At 64.7% G+C, this 18,557-nt stretch carries 15 protein-coding genes; 13 read left to right on the plus strand and 2 right to left on the minus strand.

Annotated elements, in window-relative coordinates; genetic code table 11:
* Positions 1-50 precede the first annotated feature (50 nt).
* From GM658_RS26830 to GM658_RS26845, 4 genes are read left to right on the plus strand one after another with little or no spacing between them, the layout of a single operon-like run.
* The gene (locus tag GM658_RS26830; protein WP_155457180.1) at positions 51-1,316 is read left to right on the plus strand and encodes a TolC family protein; all 1,266 of its coding nucleotides are present in this window, start codon (positions 51-53) and stop codon (positions 1,314-1,316) included.
* Entirely contained in the window at positions 1,313-2,797 is a 1,485-nt protein-coding gene (locus GM658_RS26835) for an efflux RND transporter periplasmic adaptor subunit (RefSeq protein ID WP_155457181.1), read from the plus strand. Before GM658_RS26830 ends, GM658_RS26835 begins: the two co-directional genes overlap by 4 nt.
* Positions 2,794-5,931 carry an efflux RND transporter permease subunit gene (locus tag GM658_RS26840; protein ID WP_155457182.1) on the plus strand — a complete coding sequence of 1,046 codons (3,138 nt, stop codon included), beginning with the start codon at positions 2,794-2,796 and terminating at the stop codon, positions 5,929-5,931. The genes GM658_RS26835 and GM658_RS26840 overlap by 4 nt, the downstream gene beginning before the upstream one ends.
* Positions 5,928-6,275, plus strand: a complete 348-nt coding sequence (locus GM658_RS26845; protein WP_155457183.1) for a copper-binding protein — start codon at positions 5,928-5,930, stop codon at positions 6,273-6,275. The genes GM658_RS26840 and GM658_RS26845 overlap by 4 nt, the downstream gene beginning before the upstream one ends.
* Before the next feature lie 9 nt (positions 6,276-6,284).
* On the opposite strand, the gene GM658_RS26850 is transcribed toward GM658_RS26845, so the two are convergent.
* Entirely contained in the window at positions 6,285-6,803 is a 519-nt protein-coding gene (locus GM658_RS26850) for an Lrp/AsnC family transcriptional regulator (RefSeq protein ID WP_155457184.1), read from the minus strand.
* Positions 6,804-6,925: 122 nt separating this feature from the next.
* Between GM658_RS26850 and hppD the strand changes: the two genes are divergently transcribed.
* Entirely contained in the window at positions 6,926-7,993 is a 1,068-nt protein-coding gene (gene hppD / locus GM658_RS26855) for a 4-hydroxyphenylpyruvate dioxygenase (RefSeq protein ID WP_155457185.1), read from the plus strand.
* Here the strand turns inward: hppD and GM658_RS26860 are convergent.
* Complete coding sequence (locus tag GM658_RS26860) at positions 7,990-8,826, minus strand: universal stress protein (RefSeq protein WP_155457186.1); 837 nt, start codon at positions 8,824-8,826, stop codon at positions 7,990-7,992. The genes hppD and GM658_RS26860 overlap by 4 nt on opposite strands.
* Before the next feature lie 57 nt (positions 8,827-8,883).
* Between GM658_RS26860 and GM658_RS26865 the strand changes: the two genes are divergently transcribed.
* The 8 genes from GM658_RS26865 to GM658_RS26900 all read left to right on the plus strand — a co-directional run.
* A complete protein-coding gene (locus GM658_RS26865) occupies positions 8,884-9,648 on the plus strand; it encodes a substrate-binding periplasmic protein (protein WP_155457187.1) in 765 nt (254 codons plus the stop codon).
* 31 nt (positions 9,649-9,679) lie between these two features.
* Positions 9,680-10,174, plus strand: coding sequence for a DinB family protein (locus tag GM658_RS26870; RefSeq protein ID WP_155457188.1), 495 nt, complete (start codon positions 9,680-9,682; stop codon positions 10,172-10,174).
* A 9-nt stretch (positions 10,175-10,183) separates the two neighbouring features.
* Entirely contained in the window at positions 10,184-10,504 is a 321-nt protein-coding gene (locus tag GM658_RS26875; protein ID WP_155457189.1) for a hypothetical protein, read from the plus strand.
* 54 nt (positions 10,505-10,558) lie between these two features.
* Positions 10,559-11,785 (plus strand): TolC family protein, encoded by a 1,227-nt coding sequence (locus tag GM658_RS26880; protein WP_155457190.1) that lies wholly within the window; start codon positions 10,559-10,561, stop codon positions 11,783-11,785.
* Positions 11,782-12,966 (plus strand): efflux RND transporter periplasmic adaptor subunit, encoded by a 1,185-nt coding sequence (locus GM658_RS26885; RefSeq protein ID WP_155457191.1) that lies wholly within the window; start codon positions 11,782-11,784, stop codon positions 12,964-12,966. The genes GM658_RS26880 and GM658_RS26885 overlap by 4 nt, the downstream gene beginning before the upstream one ends.
* A gap of 9 nt (positions 12,967-12,975) precedes the next feature.
* Complete coding sequence (locus tag GM658_RS26890; RefSeq protein WP_155457192.1) at positions 12,976-16,131, plus strand: efflux RND transporter permease subunit; 3,156 nt, start codon at positions 12,976-12,978, stop codon at positions 16,129-16,131.
* A 265-nt stretch (positions 16,132-16,396) separates the two neighbouring features.
* Positions 16,397-17,704, plus strand: coding sequence for a ShlB/FhaC/HecB family hemolysin secretion/activation protein (locus tag GM658_RS26895; RefSeq protein ID WP_155457193.1), 1,308 nt, complete (start codon positions 16,397-16,399; stop codon positions 17,702-17,704).
* Between the two features lie 23 nt (positions 17,705-17,727).
* On the plus strand, positions 17,728-18,557 hold an 830-nt coding region (locus GM658_RS26900), incomplete at its 3' end, for a hemagglutinin repeat-containing protein (RefSeq protein ID WP_211841950.1).

Raw genomic sequence — 18,557 nt, forward strand, 5'->3', positions numbered from 1 at the left:
CGCATGCCTGCATGGCAAGCGCGTGGTTTCCTTTGCATTCTGGAGGTTTCATGTTTTCCCCTCATATCTGGCGCCGCCTTGCGACCGGCTGCGCCTTGGCCTTCGCCGCTGGCGCGAGCCTGGCGGCGGCGCCGCTGACATTGCCGCAGGCGCAGCAGCGCGCGGTCGAACATTCGCAGCAGCTTGCAGCACAGGGCTTTGCCGCCGATGCAGCGCGCGAGATGGCTGCCGCAGCGGCCCAATTGCCCGATCCGGTGCTGAAAGCGGGGGTCGACAACCTGCCTGTCAGCGGCGCTGACCGCTACCGTATTGGCGCCGATTCCATGACCATGCGCCGTATCGGCATCGCGCAGGAGCTGACCAGCAGCGAAAAGCGCCGTTGGCGCGCCGCACGCTACGAAAGCGAGGCTGGGCGCAGCCAGGCGGCAGGGGAAGCGCTGGCCGCCGCCATTGAGCGCGACACGGCCATCGCCTGGCTCGATCGCTACCACCTGGAGCACATGGGCGCCGAACTGGCGCGCCAGATCGCCCTTGCGCGCGATGAGATTGCAGCTGCGGAGGCGGCATATCGCGGTGGACGCGGCAACCAGGCCGGCTTGCTCGATGCCCGCGCCGCCTTGCTGGCGCTGGAAGACCGCGCCACCGAACTTGGGCAGCAAACGCGCAACGCGGCCATCTCGCTGGCGCGCTGGACCGGCGCGCCGCAGGACGTGGCGCTGGCGGGCGAACCCGATACCGGCAGCATCGCCATCAATCCTGCCGACCTGGAGGCGACGCTCGAGCATCACCCGCAGGTGGCGGTGCTGACGCGCCAGGCCGAACTGGCGCAGGCGGAAGCCGGCCTGGCGCGCGCCAGCCGCTCTGCCGACTGGAGCGTGGAAGTATCCTTGCAGCAGCGCGGCCCCGGCTATCCGAATATGGTGTCCTTTGGCGTGTCGGTACCGCTGCAATGGGACCGCGCGCAGCGCCAGGACCGCGAGCTTGCGGCGCGCCTGGCCGCAGCCAGCCAGGCCCAGGCCGAACGCGATGAATTGCTGCGCGAGCACGTGGCGCAAGTGCGCAGCCAGCTCGCCGAATGGCAGGCGGGCCGGGAACGCATGGCGCGTTTCGAGAAGGAAGTACTGCCGCTGGCCAACGACCGCATTGAAGCAGTTCTCGCCGCATACCGTGGCGGCAAGGCCAGCCTGGCCGAGGTGGTGGCGGCGCGGCGCGCGGAAAGCGAACAACGCCTGCAACTGCTGCAGATCCAGCGCGACAACGCGCGCACCTGGGCGCAATTGCGCTATATCCAGCCGGTGAAGGGGCGCCACCCATGAAAAAGAATGCAATGGTTGCCGCCATCGTGGCGGCCGGCGCGGTTGGCGCCATCGGCGTGTTGGGCGGCTACCAGCTTGGCAAGCGCCAGGCCGCCCTGGCGCCGGCATCCGCGCCGGATGGGCGCAAGCCTTTGTACTGGCACGACCCCATGGTGCCGGGGCAGAAGTTCGACAAGCCGGGCAAATCTCCGTACATGGAGATGCAGCTGGTCCCCGTCTACGCCGATGAGGGTGCGCAGGACGGCGCCGTGGCCATCAGCCCTCGCGTGGAGCAGAACCTTGGCGTGCGTACGGCGCCGGTGACCAGCGGTACGCTGCCCTTGATGCTGTCGGCTGTAGGCAGCGCCGCCTTCGACGAGCGCACCGTCGCCGAGGTGCAGGCGCGCACCAATGGCTTCGTGGAACGCGTGCTGGTGCGCACGCCATTGGAAACGGTGCGGCGCGGCCAGCCGCTGGTGGAAGTGACCATGCCGGAGTGGGTCGCCGCGCAGGAGGAGTTTCTTGCTGTGCGGCGCATGCAGGCTGGCGCATCGCCCGCTTTGCTGGCAGCGGCGCGCGAGCGCATGCGGCTGGCCGGCATGAGCGAGCAGCAAGTGCAGCAGGTGGAATTGGGCGGCCGCGTCCAGGCGCGCCAGCTCCTGGTGGCCCCGCGCAGCGGCGTGGTGACCGAATTGGCTGCACGTGAAGGCATGTCGCTGGCGGCGGGAACAACGCTCTACCGCATCAATGGACTGGATACCGTCTGGATCAATGCGGAGCTGCCGGAGAGCGTCCTGGCGCAAGTGCCGGCCGGCGCCGCGGTCACCGCGCGTGCAGCGGCTATGCCGGATGCCGATTTGCGCGGCAAGGTGGACGCCATCCTGCCGCAAGTCGATCCGGTGACGCGCACCGTTCGTGCGCGGATCACGCTGGAAAATCCCGGTGCACGGCTGGCGCCTGGCATGTTCGTGACGCTGTCGTTTACGCCGCGCCAGGGGCGTGCCGCGCTGCTGCTGCCGTCGGAGGCGGTCATCCGCACCGGCGCGCGCAATGTGGTGATGCTGCAGGAGGCGGCAGGCAAGTTCGTCCCCGTGCAGGTGGAACTGGGCGCGGAGGCAGGCGGCCAGGTAGAAATCCGCTCCGGCCTGCGGGAGGGCCAGCAGGTGGCCGTCTCCGGGCAATTCCTGCTTGACTCCGAAGCGAGCCTGAAAAGCAGCGGCACAAGAATGGGGGGCGCCGCTCCGTCCACGCATCACGGCGAAGCGACGGTGGAGGCGCTTGGGCAGGATGGCATCACCCTGTCGCATGGGCCGATCGCAACGATGAAATGGCCGGCCATGACGATGACGTTCAAACTGCCGCCGGGCGGCCTGCCGCTGCGTGTTGCGCCGGGCGAGCGGGTGACGTTTGATTTCACGCAGCAGGGGGACGGCAGTTTCCAGGTGACGGCCATGGCCCCGGCGGCCGCGGCGCCTGCCCACCAGCACGGGGACGGCAAATGATCGCGAAACTGATCCTGTGGTCGATCCGTAACCGCTTCCTGGTGTTGCTGGCGTCCGTGCTGCTGGCCGGCTGGGGCGCCTGGTCCCTGCAGCGCACGCCGCTGGATGCGCTGCCGGACCTGTCCGATGTGCAGGTGATCATCCGCACCAGCTTCCCTGGCCAGGCGCCGCAGATTGTGGAGAACCAGGCCACCTATCCGCTGACGACGCAGATGCTGTCGGTGCCAGGCGCGCGCACGGTGCGCGGTTACTCCTTCTTCGGCGACTCCTTTGTCTATGTGTTGTTCGAGGACGGCACTGATCCGTACTGGGCGCGCTCGCGCGTGCTCGAATACCTGAACCAGGTGCAGTCGCGCCTGCCTCCGCAGGCTCGCGCCTCGCTGGGACCCGATGCCACCGGCGTTGGCTGGGTCTTCGAATACGCGCTGGTCGACCGCAGCGGCAAGCATGACCTGGCGGAGCTGCGCGCCTTGCAGGACTGGTTCCTCAAATACGAGCTGAAGGCGGTGCCCAACGTGGCGGAAGTGGCCAGCCTGGGCGGCATGGTCAGGCAGTACCAGGTCGTCCTTGACCCGGCGCGCCTGCGCGCCTTCAATATCACGCACGGCAAGGTGATTGAGGCGATCCGCCGCGCCAACCAGGAAGCCGGCGGATCCGTGCTGGAGCTGGCGGAAGCGGAGTACATGGTGCGTGCCTCGGGCTACCTGCGCTCGCTGGAAGATTTTCGCCAGATCCCATTGGCGCTGGGCGCGGGCGGCGTGGCCGTACGCCTGGGAGACGTGGCGGCCATCCAGCTCGGGCCGGAAATGCGGCGCGGGATCGCAGAATTGAACGGCGAAGGCGAAGTGGCGGGCGGGGTGATCGTCATGCGCTCGGGGAAGAACGCGTTGCAGACCATCGACGCGGTCAAGGCCCGGCTGGCGGACCTGAAGGCCAGCCTGCCGCCGGGCGTGGAAATCGTGCCGGTCTACGACCGCGCCAACCTGATCCGGCGCGCGGTCGGCAACCTGGAAAGCAAGCTGGCCGAAGAATTCGTGGCCGTCGCGCTGGTGTGCGCGCTGTTCCTGCTGCACCTGCGCTCCGCGCTGGTGGCGATTGTATCGCTGCCGCTGGGCGTGCTGGCGGCCTACCTGGTCATGCGCTACCAGGGCGTCAACGCCAACATCATGTCGCTGGGCGGCATTGCGATAGCCATTGGCGCCATGGTCGATGCGGCGGTCGTGATGATCGAGAACGCCCACAAGCATATCGAAGCCTGGCGCCGCGAACATCCCGGCCGCGCGCTCGAGGGAGAAGAGCACTGGCAGGTGGTCGGCGCAGCGGCGGCGGAAGTGGGACCGGCCCTGTTCTTCTCGCTGCTGGTGATCGTCCTGTCCTTCATCCCCGTGTTCACGCTGGAGGCGCAGGAAGGCCGCCTGTTCGCGCCACTGGCGTTCACCAAGACCTATGCGATGGCTGCTGCGGCGGCGCTGGCAGTGACGCTGGTCCCTGTCCTCATGGGCTACCTGATTCGCGGCCGCATCCCGGACGAGCGCGCCAATCCGCTCAATCGCTGGCTGGTCGCCGCCTACCGTCCCTTGCTCGAGCGGGTGCTGCGCTGGCCGAAAGCCACGCTGGCGGTTGCGGCAGGCGTGGCGCTGCTGTCGCTGTTGCCGCTGGCGCGCATGGGTGGTGAATTCATGCCGCCGCTCGACGAAGGCGATCTGCTGTACATGCCGTCCGCCTTGCCGGGCCTGGGCGCGGGCAAGGTGCAGCAATTGCTGCAGCAGACCGACCGCCTGATCAAATCCGTGCCCGAGGTAGAAAGCGTCTTCGGCAAGGCCGGCCGGGCGGAATCGGCCACCGATCCGGCGCCGCTGGAAATGTTCGAGACCACCATCCAGTTCAAGCCGCGCGAGCAATGGCGGCCAGGCATGACGCCGGACAAGCTGGTGGCGGAACTGGATCGGGTGGTGAAGGTGCCGGGCCTGGCCAACGTCTGGGTGCCGCCTATCCGCAACCGGCTCGACATGCTGGCAACCGGCATCAAGAGCCCGGTGGGCATCAAGGTTTCCGGCCCCAGCCTGCAGGAAATCGACCGCATTGCAGGCGAAATCGAACGCGCCGTGCGGCCGCTGGCGGGCGTGTCGTCGGCGCTGGCGGAACGGCTCAACGGCGGCCGCTACATCGACGTCGACATTGACCGTGCGGCAGCAGGGCGCTACGGCCTGAATATCGATGAAGTGCAGGGCGTCGTCGCCAGCGCCGTGGGCGGCGACAACGTCGGCGAAACCGTGGAAGGCTTGCAGCGCTTCCCGATCAACGTGCGCTATCCGCGCGAGCTGCGCGATTCGCTGGAGAACTTGCGCAACCTGCCTCTGCTGACCGAACGCGGCGCCCAACTGCGCCTGGCAGATGTGGCGGCGGTGCGCATCAGCGACGGCCCGCCGATGCTGCGCAGCGAGAACGCGCGGCTGTCGGGCTGGGTGTATGTCGATATCCACGGGCGCGACTTGCGTTCCACGGTGCAGGACATGCAGCGTGCAGTTGCCGCCAGCGTCAAACTGCCGCCGGGATATTCGGTATCATGGTCGGGCCAGTTCGAATACCTGGAGCGTGCAACGGCGCGCCTGAAGGTAGTGGTCCCGGCTACGCTGCTGATTATTTTCGTGCTGCTGTACCTGACTTTCCGCCGCGCCGACGAGGCGGCGCTGATCATGGCCACGCTGCCGTTCGCGCTGGCCGGCGGCGTGTGGCTGCTGTGGGCCCTGGGGCATAACCTGTCGGTGGCGACCGGCATCGGCTTCATTGCACTGGCCGGCGTTGCAGCGGAATTCGGCGTCATCATGCTGCTGTACCTGAAGCACGCCTGGGAAGCCCGCACTGCGGCTGGACGCAGCGGCCAGGCCGATCTTCTGGACGCGATCCGCGAAGGCGCCGTGCTGCGCGTGCGGCCGAAAGCGATGACCGTCACCGTGATCGTGGCCGGCCTGGTGCCGATCATGTTCGGTTCGGGTACGGGATCCGAGATCATGCAGCGTATCGCTGCGCCGATGGCAGGGGGAATGCTGTCCGCCCCCCTGTTGTCGTTGTTTGTAGTACCGGCGGCGTTCCTGCTGCTGAGGCGGCGCGAAATCAAAGGAGAAATCACATGAAAGCATTCAGCATCACCCTGCAGGCCGCGGCACTGGCGGCAGCTTGCCTGGCCGGCGCGCCGGCAATGGCGCAACACGCCGGCGCCGAGCACGCGCAGCACGGCGCCGCCGCAGCCAGCGCCGAGACCACCGAGGGGGAGGTCAAGAAGGTCGACAAGGCTTCGGGCAAGCTGACCATCAAGCACGGCGAGCTGAAAAACCTGGGCATGGGCGCCATGACCATGGTGTTCCGCGCCAAGGACACCGCCATGCTGGACCAAGTCAAAGCCGGCGACAAGATCCGCTTCACCGCGGAGAACGTGAACGGCGCGCTGACCGTCACGACCCTCGAGGTCGTGCAATAAAGCGAAAATTCAGGTGCGGGTGAATTCGATGCGCTGCTTGCGCGGGTTCGGCCGCACGATGTGTTCCAGCGGCAGCACGGTCGATTGCTTGATCTTTTTCAGCGCGATGTTCGATTTGACGTTGACCACGCCGGGCAGCAGCAGGATTTCCTTCATCATCAGATCGGCAAACGAGGCCAGGTCGTGCGACACCACGCGCGCCACATAATCCGCCTCGCCGGTCACCGAAAAGCATTCCATGACCTCCGGCACGTCACGGATCGCCTGCTCGAAGGCGTCGCCGCGCTTTTCTCCATGGCGGTCCAGCGTGATATGGACGAAGGCCATCACGTCCAGGCCCACCGTGGTCGGTTCCAATACCGCCGCGTAGTGGTCGATGATGCCCGCTTCGCGCAAGCGCTGCACGCGCCGGCCCACCTGCGACACCGATAAATGCAGCACCTCTGCCAGTGCGGCGTTGGTGGCCTCGCCATTGCGTTGCAGTTCATTTAACAGCGATAAGTCATGGCGGTCGACGGTGATCATCATGGTTTCCTTGGTTTGTGCGCAAAACGCTCATATTTTGCGGTTTTGACTGTGAATTATGCGCAAAAAATCCAGTATCGGTGCGTAGTATATCCAATATCTGAACACCTTTCCGGAGACAGCAAATGACCGATTCCTTGTGGGACAACCCGATGGGCACCGACGGCTTCGAATTCATCGAATACGCCGCCCCAGACCCAGTCGCAATGGGCAAAACTTTTGAAGCCATGGGCTTTACCGCCGTGGCGCGCCACCGCAGCAAGGACGTGACCCTGTACCGCCAGGGCGACGTGAATTTCCTGCTGAACGCCGAAAAAGACTCGTTCGCACAGCGCTTCGCAGAACTGCACGGCCCCTCCGTATGCGCCATCGGCTTCCGAGTGAAAGATGCAAGCTATGCCTACAAGCGCGCGCTGCGCCTGGGCGCCTGGGGTTTCGAGAGCAAGGCCGGCCCGATGGAACTGAACTTGCCTGCCATCAAAGGCATCGGCGATTCGCTGATCTACCTGGTCGACCGCTGGCCTGGCAACGGCAATATCAGCATTTACGACGTCGACTTTGAGCCGATCCCCGGCGTCGACCAGAACCCGAAAGGCCATGGCCTGACCTATATCGACCACCTGACCCACAATGTGCACCGCGGCCGCATGGGTGAGTGGGCCGAGTTCTACGAGCGCCTGTTCAACTTCCGCGAAGTGCGCTACTTCGACATCGAGGGCCAGGTCACCGGCGTCAAGTCGAAGGCCATGACCAGCCCTTGCGGCAAGCTGCGCATCCCGATCAACGAGGAAGGCACCGACCGCCCAGGCCAGATCCAGGAATACCTGGACGCCTACCGCGGCGAAGGCATCCAGCATATCGCCATGGGCAGCGACAACCTGTACGAATCGGTCGACAAGCTGCGCGCCTCGGGCGTGAAGCTGCTCGACACGATCGACACCTACTACGAACTGGTCGACCGCCGCATCCCCGGCCATGGCGAACAGCTGCAAGCCCTGCGCGAGCGCAAGATCCTGATCGACGGCAAGCCGGGCGACCTGCTGCTGCAGATCTTCTCGCAGAACCAGCTGGGTCCTGTGTTCTTCGAGTTCATCCAGCGCAAGGGCAACCAGGGCTTTGGTGAAGGCAATTTCAAAGCCCTGTTCGAGTCCATTGAGCTGGACCAGATGCGCCGCGGCGTGCTGACAGCCTAGTGCGCCATCAGTACTGGCAGCGTTGCCGTTGCCAGTACTGTGCGCGTGGCGCCGCCCAGCATCAGTTCGCGGAAGCGGCTATGGCCGTAGGCGCCCATCACCAGCAGGTCGACGTTGAAGTCGGCCGCAAGCGACAGGATTGCCTTGCCGGGATCCGTCGGTTCGGGCCTGCGCAGCACCTCGACGTTCACGCCGTGCCGCGCCAGGTAAAGGGCGATGTCGGCGCCGGGGGATTCGCCCAATATGCCGCTGCTGTTTCCCAGCACGGCCAGCGTGACCTGTTCCGCGCCGCGCAGCAGGGGCAGGGCGGCGGTGACGGCCCTGGCGGCCTGTGGGCTGCCGTTCCAGGCCACCAGCACGCGTTTGCCGACGGTGGCGAAGCGGCCGTTGCGCGGTACCAGCAATACCGGACGGCCGCAATTCAATATCACATAGTCCGGCAAGTCGGGCAGCAGGCTCGGTTCTTCCTGATCCGCGGCCGGCGCCTGGCCCAGTACCACCAGGTCGGCGTAGCGCGCCTGCAGGCACAAGCCTGCGTATTCGTCGTCATTGCTGCTGCGCGCCTCGTGCGAAGGGACGCCAAGACGCTCGGCAATGCTGTTGAAATGCCCCAGCGCCTGCTGCACGCGCTCCTGGGCGCGCCGCAAGTAATCGGCGAGGTACACGCCGCTGCCCTCATAGCTGCGGCCAGCCAGCATGGAGCGCGGCATGCCGGTCATTGCCGCGCCAACCAGGTGGGCGTCTTCCCGAATGGCCAGCGCCGCCGCCAGCGCGATGCGGGCTTCGGTGTTGGAGGCTCGGTCTGCATGGACTACGATGGTGCGGTAAGACATGGTGTCCTCCTGTGTTGATCATGACGCAAGTTTGCGCCGGCTTGCGGTGCGCGATCCATGACCTGGGTCAAGCCGCTCTGCTATCATCGGTTCATGGCTCCTTTCCGAATTGCGGGCATTTGCCTGCTGCTGGCGCTGAGCCCTGCCGCAATGGCCGGGCCGGGCGAGCTCGTATTTGTCGCCGCGACCAATCACAACATGCCCTTGTCCCGCTTCCACGATGGAGAGTTGGCAGATGGGATATTGAAGGACTTGGGCGATAGCATTGCCATGCGCATGGGTTTGCACGCGCGTTATGTCAGCGCGCCCGCCAAACGGGTCGCCGAAATCGTTAGCAGCGGCCGGGCGGACGGCGTCTGCTTCGTCCTTCCGCGCTGGCTGCCAGGGGTGTTCAACTGGAGCCAGCCCCTGATTCCCGACGCCGGCGTGCTGGTGTCGCGGGTGGAGGCGCCGCCGGTGCGGGTGCTGTCGGACCTGGCGAACAAACCTGTCGGCACCGTGCTTGGCTATTCGTATTCCATGATCCAGTCGGAACTGGGCCGGGCTTTTGTGCGCGAGGATGCGCCGAGCATGGAGCTGAACATTTCCAAGATCCTGCACGGGCGCATGCAGTACGCGATCATGGGACGCATGAATGCGGAATACCTGATGCACGCCTACCCCCAGCACAAGTTGCGCATCGACTTTGAATTCGATCCGTTCATGGCCCAATGCGCATTTTCGCCGAAGTCCGCGATTCCTTTCAGCGACGTCCAGCGCGCCATCGACGGTCTTGTCGCCGATGGCAGTGTCGAGCGAATGATGCGGCGCTATCGGCTATAATGTTCTTCCTTTCGGCCGAAAGGATTCGCAAATGTCCCGCTCCCTCCTCAACACGCTGTTCGACTACAAGGCATGGGCCAATGTCGAACTGTTCGACGTACTCTCCACCGTCACTTCTGAAACTGATTTGCACACTGCGATCAGGACGATGAATCACATTTACGTTGTCGACCGCATTTTCCGTGCCCACTTGCTGGGCGAAGCGCATGGCTACGAGGCAAGCAACACCCGGACGACGCCCACCCTCGAGGAGTTGCGCGCCGCAGTGCAGGAGACGGACGCCTGGTACCAGCAATATGTCAGCAGCCTGGATGAAGATGCGCTGGCGGCCGGGATCCGCTTCCGGTTCACGGACGGCGACTCGGGTCTGATGTCACGCGAAGAAATACTGATGCACGTGATTACCCACGGCGGCTACCATCGGGGCAATGTGGGGCAGGTGCTGAAGAATATCGCCATCAACCCGCCGCGCGATATCCTGACAAAATTCCTGCACGCGAGCGAGCCGCAGCGCCGGTTGGTATAATTCGCGACCATGAATATCCGGCGCGCCCTCGTCATCCTGCTGCTGTTCCTGCTCCCGCTCCAGGCGACCCTGGCCGCGGCGGATGGCTGCTGCCTGGGCGCCAAGGTGCTGCAAGCCGGCGAGCAAGGCGCTTCCTTGCCGGACTTGCCCGGCTCGGATGGCGGCTGCTGCACGCAGTGCGACTTCTGCCATCATTTCCACGCGCCGTTTGTCGCGGCGCCGGCCGGCGCGCCACAGTATGCCGAATCGATCGCTCCAGTGCAGGCGCCGGAGCCGCCCATTCATTCCTTTATCCCGGACATCCCTCCGCGTCCCGACAGGCTCCGCTGATTGATCCGGCTGCGTCATGCAGCCGTTCCCCATCAATCATCAAGGAGCAACATCGTGAAAACCATTTGCGTGCCCTTGCTGGCGGCCATTTGCATGGCGCCGGCGTGGGCGCAACCATCATTGACGCTTGCCGATGCGCTGGAACGCGCCCGGCAAAGCAATCCCGAACTGCGGGCGCTGGCGCTGGAAGCGGCGGCCGTCGACGCTGCCGGAGAACAGGCGGCGCTGCTGCCTAATCCTTCGCTGGAGTACCTGAAAGAAGGACGGGCCAGCGAGGGCGGATCTTCGGCTATCCAGCTTTCGATTCCGCTTGAACCTGGCGGCAAGCGCGCTGCCCGTATGGCGGTGGCGCGCGCCGCAAGCCGCACCGCCGCGCTGGAGCTGGCGATAGGGCGCGCGCGGCTCGAGGCCGACGTCGCCGCGGCCTATCATCAGGCATGGCTCGCGCAGCAGCAGGTGGCGTTGGCTGCGCAGGTCAGTGAAACAGGGCGCCATTCCAGTGATGCCGCGGCACGCCGCGTGCTGACGGGGAAGGTTTCTCCCGTCGAAGAGGCGCGGGCGCGCGTGGCGGAAGCCAACTGGCGTATCGAGGGCGTCACCGCCCAGCGCGAACTGGATGAGGCGCGTATCAGGCTTGCCGGCTTGCTGGGCAAGGCAGACGGCGAGCTGGGAATGCTCGCGGCGCCCGCATCGCCGGAGGAGGCGGCGCTGCCGGCAGCCCAGGTCGAGCAGCTGGCCTCCGCCGCGCCGGCAGTCGAGAAGGCCGTTGCGGAAGTCGAGGCGGGCGAGGCCTCCGTGCGGCTGGAGCGCGCGCAGCGCATTCCCGACATTGCGCTGATCGTTGGCGTCAAGCGGGAAGGGCCGGGGCGCGAGCGGGTACGGCAGAACATCATCGGCCTGTCGTTGCCGCTGCCGCTGTTCAACCGCAACCAGGGCGCGATCCTTGCGGCCGAACGCCGCGCCGACAAGGCGCGTGCGGAACTGGAAGCGACACGCCAGCGCGTACGGCTTGAGGCCATGCAGGCGCACGCGCGCCTGCAGGCGGCGCTGCAGCAGGAGCGGCTGGTGCGCGAAGAAGTCCTGCCCGGAGCCCGGTACGCAGCCGAGGCGGCGATGAAAGGCTTCGAAGCAGGCAAATTCAATTACGTCGAGGTGCTGGACGCACAGCGGACCTGGGCCCAGGCGCAGGGCCAGCATCTGCGCGCCATCTCCGACTTCTATCGGGCCAAGGCCGACCTGGCAAAGCTGGTCGGCGTCACGGATATCAAGGATTTGAAATGAACAGGCATCAGAAAACCACCATTGCTGCCATGCTGGCCGTTGCCGCGCTGTTGGCGGGCGGCGTTCTAGGCTGGGAGCGCGCTGCAGGCGCTGCAAAGGCAATAGACGCCCAGGCGGCGCAACACCCGCGCGCCGAGGCGGCGCCGCATTCGGAGGCGATTCCATTTACAGACGCACAGGTTGCGGCAGCGGACATCCAGGTGCGCACCGCCGCCGCAGCCAGGCTGGAAACATTCGTCCGCCTGCCTGGCGAAGTCAAACTGAATGAAGACCGCACCGCCCACGTCACGCCGCGTGTTGATGGCATCGTGCAGGAAGTCCAGGCCAGCCTTGGCCAGCAGGTGCGCAAGGGGCAGTTGCTGGCGGTTGTCGCCAGTGCCGACGTCTCCGAACAGCGCAGCACCCTGGCCGCCGCCGAAAAGCGCGCGGCCCTGGCGCAGGCGGTGTACCAGGCCGAGAAAAGACTGTGGGAAGAGCGGGTCTCGGCCCGCCAGGACTATCTGAAAGCCGAGCAGGAATGGCAGGAAGCCGGCATCGCCGTGCAGAACGCCCGCCAGAAACTGGTGGCGATCGGCGCCGGCGCCTCCGGCAAGGGGCCGTTCAACCGCCTTGAAATCCGCGCGCCTTTCGATGGCCTCATCGTCGACAAGCACATCGCCGTGGGCGAAGCAGTCGGTGCGGATGCCAAGGTATTCACCGTCTCCGACCTGCGCCGGGTATGGGCGGAAGTCGTGGTGCCTGCGAAGGACCTCGAAATTGTGAAGGTCGGCACGGAAGCCGTGCTGCATTCGGCTGCTTCCGACGCGGCAGTGAAAGGCAAGGTGAGCTTCGTCAGCGCCATGATCGGAGAGCAGACCCGCGCAGCACGCGCCCGCGTGGTGCTGGACAACCCCAAGCTGGCCTGGCGTCCAGGACTGTTCGTGGACGTTGACGTGGTCACGGGCGCAGCGGAGGTGCCGGTCGCCGTCGAAAAGGAAGCGCTGCAAACGCTGAATGGCGTGCAGGTAGTGTTCCAGCGCGATGGACAGGCATTCAAGCCCGTACCGGTCACCGTCGGCCGTGCGGACGGCAAGCTGGTGGAAATCATCTCCGGCCTGCGCGCGCAATCCCGGTACGCCGCAGCCCACAGCTTCACCATCAAGGCGGAGCAGGGCAAGGGTGCTGCCGGCCATGACGATTAAGGAGCCGCCATGTTAAGCAGAATCATCCAGGCCTGCATCAGCCACCGCTGGCTGGCCATGTTCGCCGTACTGGCCATGGCCGCACTGGGCCTGGCGAGTTACCAGAAGCTGCCGATTGACGCCGTGCCGGACATCACCAACGTCCAGGTACAGGTCAATACCGCCGCCCCCGGCTTTTCTCCGCTGGAAGTGGAGCAGCGCATTACCTTCCCGATCGAGTCGCTGATGGCCGGCTTGCCGCGCCTGGAGCAGACACGCTCCCTGTCGCGCTATGGCCTGTCGCAGGTCAGCGTGGTCTTCAAGGACGGTACCGACATCCATTTCGCGCGGCAGCTCGTGAGCCAGCGCATCCAGGAGGCGCGCGCCCAGCTGCCGGGCGGCCTGACGCCGGCCATGAGTCCCATTGCCACCGGGCTGTCCGAAATCTACCTGTGGACGGTGGATGCGGCGCCCGGTGCGCGCAAGCCCGATGGCGCGGCCTACACGCCGACCGACCTGCGCGAGATCCAGGACTGGATCATCAAGCCGCAGCTGCGCAACGTTCCCGGCGTAACCGAGATCAACTCGATCGGCGGCTACGACAAGGAGTACCTGGTCGCACCGACGCCGGCCAAGCTGGCTTCCTATGGCCTGAACCTGGCGGACGTGGTGACGGCGCTGGAACGCAACAACGGCAATGTCGGCGCCGGCTATATCGAAAAGGAAGGCGAGCAATACCTGCTGCGCGCGCCCGGCCAGCTCAAGTCGGTGGCCGACATCGGCAACATCGTGGTCTCCACCATCGACGGCGTGGCGGTGCGCGTCGCCGACGTGGCCACGGTTGGCGTCGGCGCAGAGCTGCGCACCGGCGCCGCCACCCGCAACGGGCGCGAGGTGGTATTGGGCACGGTGTTCATGCTGATCGGCGAGAACAGCCGCGCCGTGGCGGCGGCGGTGGACAGGAAAATGGTGGAGATCAACCGCAGCCTGCCGGCTGGCGTTTCCGCCACGCCGGTGTATAACCGCACCGTGCTGGTCGAAAAGGCCATTGCCACCGTCAAGCGCAACCTGCTGGAAGGGGCGGTGCTGGTGATTGCCGTGCTGTTCCTCTTCCTCGGCAACTTGCGCGCGGCGCTGATCACCGCGCTGGTGATTCCATTGTCCATGCTGTTCACCTTTACCGGCATGCTGGCCAACAATGTCAGCGCCAACCTGCTTAGCCTTGGCGCGCTGGATTTCGGCATCATCGTCGACGGCGCCGTGGTGATCGTCGAAAATTGCGTGCGGAGGCTGGCGCATGCGCAGCACCAGGCCGGACGCGCATTGACGCGTGAAGAACGCTTTGCCGAAGTCTTCGCCGCCGCGCATGAAGCGCGCAGGCCATTGCTATTCGGGCAGTTGATCATCATGGTCGTCTACCTGCCGATCTTCGTCCTGTCCGGAATTGAGGGCAAGATGTTCCATCCGATGGCGTTCACGGTCGTGATAGCCCTGCTGGGGGCGATGCTGCTGTCGATTACTTTTGTGCCGGCAGCCGTGGCGCTGTTCATGAACCAGCCGGTGCGCGAGGAAGAAGGGCGCCTGATGCTGGCCGCAACGCGCATTTACGGCAAATGCCTCGACTACGTGATGGCCAACCGTCCGGTGGTATTCACGGCAGCCGGCCTGCTGCTGTCGCTCTCCGCGCTGCTGGCCACCCGACTGGGAACCGAGTTCGTTCCCAACCTGGATGAGGGCGATTTTGCCGTGCTGACGGTGCGCATTCCAGGCACCGGCCTGGCCCAATCGGTGCAGATGCAGCAGCAGATCGAAAAGACGCTGGTGGCCACGTTCCCCGAAATCGCCAACGTGTTTGCCCGCACCGGTACGGCGGAAATCGCCTCCGACCCAATGCCGCCCAGTATTTCGGATGGCTACATCATGCTCAAGCCGGAAAGCCAATGGCCCAAGCCCAAGCGCAGCCGCAGCGAGCTTCTGGCGGCGATCCGCAGCACGCTGGAGCGGTTGCCCGGGAATAGTTATGAATTCAGCCAGCCCATCCAGCTGCGCGTGAACGAGCTCATATCCGGTGTGCGCGGCGACGTCGCAGTGAAAGTGTTCGGCGACGACCTTGAGGTGCTGAATGCAAAGGCTGCCGCCATCGGCGAGATCCTGGAAAAAATCCCCGGCGCCAGCGGCGTCAAGGTGGAGCAGACGACCGGCCTGCCAATGCTGCAGGTCCAGGTCGACCGCGAACGCGCCGCGCGCCTTGGGCTGAATATCGCCGAGGTGCAGGAGCTGATCGCCACCGCCACCGCTGGCCGCGAAGCCGGCGCGATGTTCGAAGGCGACCGCCGTTTCGACATCGTGGTGCGCCTGCCGGAAGCATTGCGTTCGGACGTCGAACTGCTCAAGCGCCTGCCGGTGCCTTTGCCAAAACGCGATGGCGCGCGGCCAGCGTATGTCACCCTGGCCGAGATCGCCACTTTCAATACCGCGCCCGGCCCCAACCAGCTAAGCCGGGAGCAGGGCAAGCGCCGCGTGGTGGTGACGGTCAACCTGCAGGACCGCGATATCGGGTCCTTCGTCGGGGAGGCGCAGCAGGCGGTGCTGGACGGCGTGCAGCTGCCTGCCGGTTACTGGCTGGCCTGGGGCGGCCAGTTCGAGAACCTGCAGAATGCCGCGCAGCGCCTGAAGCTGGTGGTGCCGGCATCGCTGGCCCTGGTGTTTGCTTTGCTGTTCCTGATGTTCAACAACGCCCGCGATGGGGCGCTGGTGTTCACCGGCATTCCGTTTGCGCTGACAGGGGGCATCTTCGCATTGTGGATGCGGGGCATTCCGCTGTCGATTTCGGCTGCCGTCGGCTTCATCGCCCTGTCCGGCGTCGCGGTGCTGAACGGCCTGGTGATGATCGCTTTCATCCGCGGCCTGCGCGAGCAGGGGCAGCCACTGGCGGCGGCGGTGCGCAACGGCGCCGTGATGCGGCTGCGCCCGGTATTAATGACGGCCCTGGTCGCATCGCTTGGCTTCGTGCCGATGGCCATCGCCAGCGGCACCGGCGCCGAAGTCCAGCGCCCGCTGGCGACGGTCGTCATCGGCGGCGTGCTGTCGTCCACTGCGCTTACCTTGCTTTTGCTGCCGATGTTGTATCGGCTTTCCTGCGAGCGGGCGAGCGCGCTGATCGCCCGCGCGCCAGCAGGCGCATGAAGTCGCGATCTATTAATTAATTCGCAAGTCTGCACGCGTCGCCTGGTAATTCCTGCGGGCGGCGCTTTTTTATTTATTGAAACTAAGCTATTGATTCCATTCGACTTGTGATTATTCATCTGTAGGTGGATAGATTTTAACTGGATTAATTCTATCCAATTGTCACCATTCCAGAGGCCTGAGGAAATATATCTAAATTTATATTTCCTCAAATTGCATTCATCGATATACTGCGCTGCAATAAAATAATGCTTGAAAGAAAAGAATGTTGACATGTAGAACTTTGTTGGCTGCGCCGGCGATGCTTGCCTTGGGCGCCGCTTTGCCGGCGCTCGCGCAAGTTAACCCTGCGCTGGCAGATCAAGAGCTTCAGCGGCAGGAGCAACGCGAACGCGAACGGGCGCGCCAGGATGAGGCCAAACCCGACGTGCGCCTGCAGAAGGAAGTCAATTCTACCAAAGCGGTTTTGCCACAAAATGAATCACCCTGCTTCCCCATTCGCCGGGTATTTCTTGATGGCGAACTGTCCGACGAGTTCCAGTGGGCGTTGACGGCTGCCGATGATGCGCTCGGACGTTGCCTTGGCGGCGCAGGCATCAATGTGCTGGTCGGCGAAGTGCAGAATGGACTCGTGGCCCGCGGCTACATTACTGCGCGCGTGCTGGCAGCGCCGCAGGATTTGCTCGGTGGTGAGTTGCACCTTCGCCTGGTGCCGGGCCGCATTCGCGCACTTCGTTTTCCCGAACAGCAGCCGGCATTCGGCAATGCGCTGCCATTGACGCCCGGCGACTTACTCAACTTGCGCGATATCGAGCAGGGCCTGGAAAACCTCAAGCGCGTGCCTGGCGCGGAGGCGGATTTTGAGATCCTTCCTGGAGACCAGCCCGGCGACAGCGACCTGCTGGTGAAATGGCGCGGCGGCCGCGCCTATCGCGCCAGCTTGTCGGTGGACGATAGCGGCAGCCGCTCCACCGGCACCTACCAGGGCGGGCTTACGCTGTCGGTCGACAATCCCTTCGGCCTACAGGACCTGTTCTATCTGACCTTGAATCGCAATGTGCCGGGCAACAGTCTTGACGGCGACTACGGCACCAGTGGTCATGCCTTGCATTATTCGGTGCCATACGAGTACTGGCTGCTTACGCTGCAGCTGAACGATTACCGCTATCGCCAGACGGTGGCCGGCGCCTTCCACGACTACATCTATCGGGGCACCAGCAATACCGCTGAATTGAAGCTGTCCCGCCTGGTGTACCGCGACGCCACGCGCAAAACCACGCTCTCCTTGCGCACCTACCAGCGCGGCAGCCGCAATTACATCGACGATATGGAGGTGGAAGTCCAACGCCGTCGCACGGCGGGATTCGTGGCCGGTATTGGGTACAAGGAATTCATCGGCCAGGCCACGGTGGACGGCAACCTTGCCTGGAAATTCGGCACCAGCGCCTATGGCAGCCTGCCTGCGCCTGAGGAGCAGTTTGGCGAAGGCACGGGGCGTCCGCGCATCGTCAATGCAGACGTCACGCTGAACTGGCCCCTGACGAACTTCGTCTTCTACCCGCGCGCGATCTGACCATCACCAGCGCGCAGGACACCGTGCACAATGCCAACCAGAGCGACAACAAGGCGGTTGGCAAGGTAGTTATCTCCGACACCGAACGCTTCGCCGGCTACCACAACGAAAAGCACCTGGACAACAGCAACCAGGTGACCCAGGTGGCCTCGAATGTCGGCAGCCTGAATGGCGATGTCGTGCTGACCGCAGGCCAGAAGTACACCCAGGCCTCCAGCAACGTCACGGCTGGTAATGACGTCAATATCACCGCCAAGTCGATCGACATCACAGCCCTGGATAACACCGGCAGCAACCGAACCGCCAACAGCGACCTGAAGATCGGCGCCTTCGCCCGCATCAGCTCACCGCTGATCGACCTGGTGAACAACGTCAATGCAGCCCGCAAGTCCGACGGACGTGTACAAGCGATGCAAGGCATTGCTGCGGCCGCCGACGGCTACCAGCTTGCCAAGTCGATGAGCAGCGGCATTCTGGTCAAAGGGGAAGCGGGCCTCGGCTTCGCCAGTAGCAACAACTCCAGCAATGGTAACGGCAGCACCGCCGAAGGCAGCTCCATCAACGCCAAAGGCAACGTCAACCTGACGTCCACCGACGGCGATATCCACGCCACGGGCGCCACGCTCAATACCGGCAAGACCATGAAGCTGGATTCGGCGCAGAACATCATGCTGGACGCCAGCCAAAGCACGGCACACAACGACGGTAAGAACCACAGTGCCGGTGCGGAAGTGGGCGTTGGCTTCCAGGTTGGCGCGCAGACCGGCGTGTACGTCTACGCCGCCGCCAACGTGGGCAATGGCCACAACAACAGCGACTCCACGATCAACAACAACACCCAGCTCAAAGCGGA

Origin of the sequence: Massilia eburnea (genome assembly GCF_009720745.1) — a bacterium.
GTDB classification, from domain to species: Bacteria; Pseudomonadota; Gammaproteobacteria; order Burkholderiales; family Burkholderiaceae_D; genus Rugamonas; species Rugamonas eburnea.

Bases quoted from the DNA above. Each gene is read 5' to 3' on its own strand.
- GM658_RS26875 (WP_155457189.1), top strand. From the start codon at position 10,184: ATGAATATCCGGCGCGCCCTCGTCATCCTGCTGCTGTTCCTGCTCCCG.
- GM658_RS26860 (WP_155457186.1), bottom strand. From the start codon at position 8,826: ATGTCTTACCGCACCATCGTAGTCCATGCAGACCGAGCCTCCAACACC.
- GM658_RS26890 (WP_155457192.1), top strand. From the start codon at position 12,976: ATGTTAAGCAGAATCATCCAGGCCTGCATCAGCCACCGCTGGCTGGCC.
- GM658_RS26870 (WP_155457188.1), top strand. From the start codon at position 9,680: ATGTCCCGCTCCCTCCTCAACACGCTGTTCGACTACAAGGCATGGGCC.
- GM658_RS26840 (WP_155457182.1), top strand. From the start codon at position 2,794: ATGATCGCGAAACTGATCCTGTGGTCGATCCGTAACCGCTTCCTGGTG.
- GM658_RS26885 (WP_155457191.1), top strand. From the start codon at position 11,782: ATGAACAGGCATCAGAAAACCACCATTGCTGCCATGCTGGCCGTTGCC.
- GM658_RS26845 (WP_155457183.1), top strand. From the start codon at position 5,928: ATGAAAGCATTCAGCATCACCCTGCAGGCCGCGGCACTGGCGGCAGCT.
- GM658_RS26835 (WP_155457181.1), top strand. From the start codon at position 1,313: ATGAAAAAGAATGCAATGGTTGCCGCCATCGTGGCGGCCGGCGCGGTT.
- hppD (WP_155457185.1), top strand. From the start codon at position 6,926: ATGACCGATTCCTTGTGGGACAACCCGATGGGCACCGACGGCTTCGAA.
- GM658_RS26895 (WP_155457193.1), top strand. From the start codon at position 16,397: ATGTTGACATGTAGAACTTTGTTGGCTGCGCCGGCGATGCTTGCCTTG.
- GM658_RS26865 (WP_155457187.1), top strand. From the start codon at position 8,884: ATGACCTGGGTCAAGCCGCTCTGCTATCATCGGTTCATGGCTCCTTTC.
- GM658_RS26850 (WP_155457184.1), bottom strand. From the start codon at position 6,803: ATGATGATCACCGTCGACCGCCATGACTTATCGCTGTTAAATGAACTG.
- GM658_RS26830 (WP_155457180.1), top strand. From the start codon at position 51: ATGTTTTCCCCTCATATCTGGCGCCGCCTTGCGACCGGCTGCGCCTTG.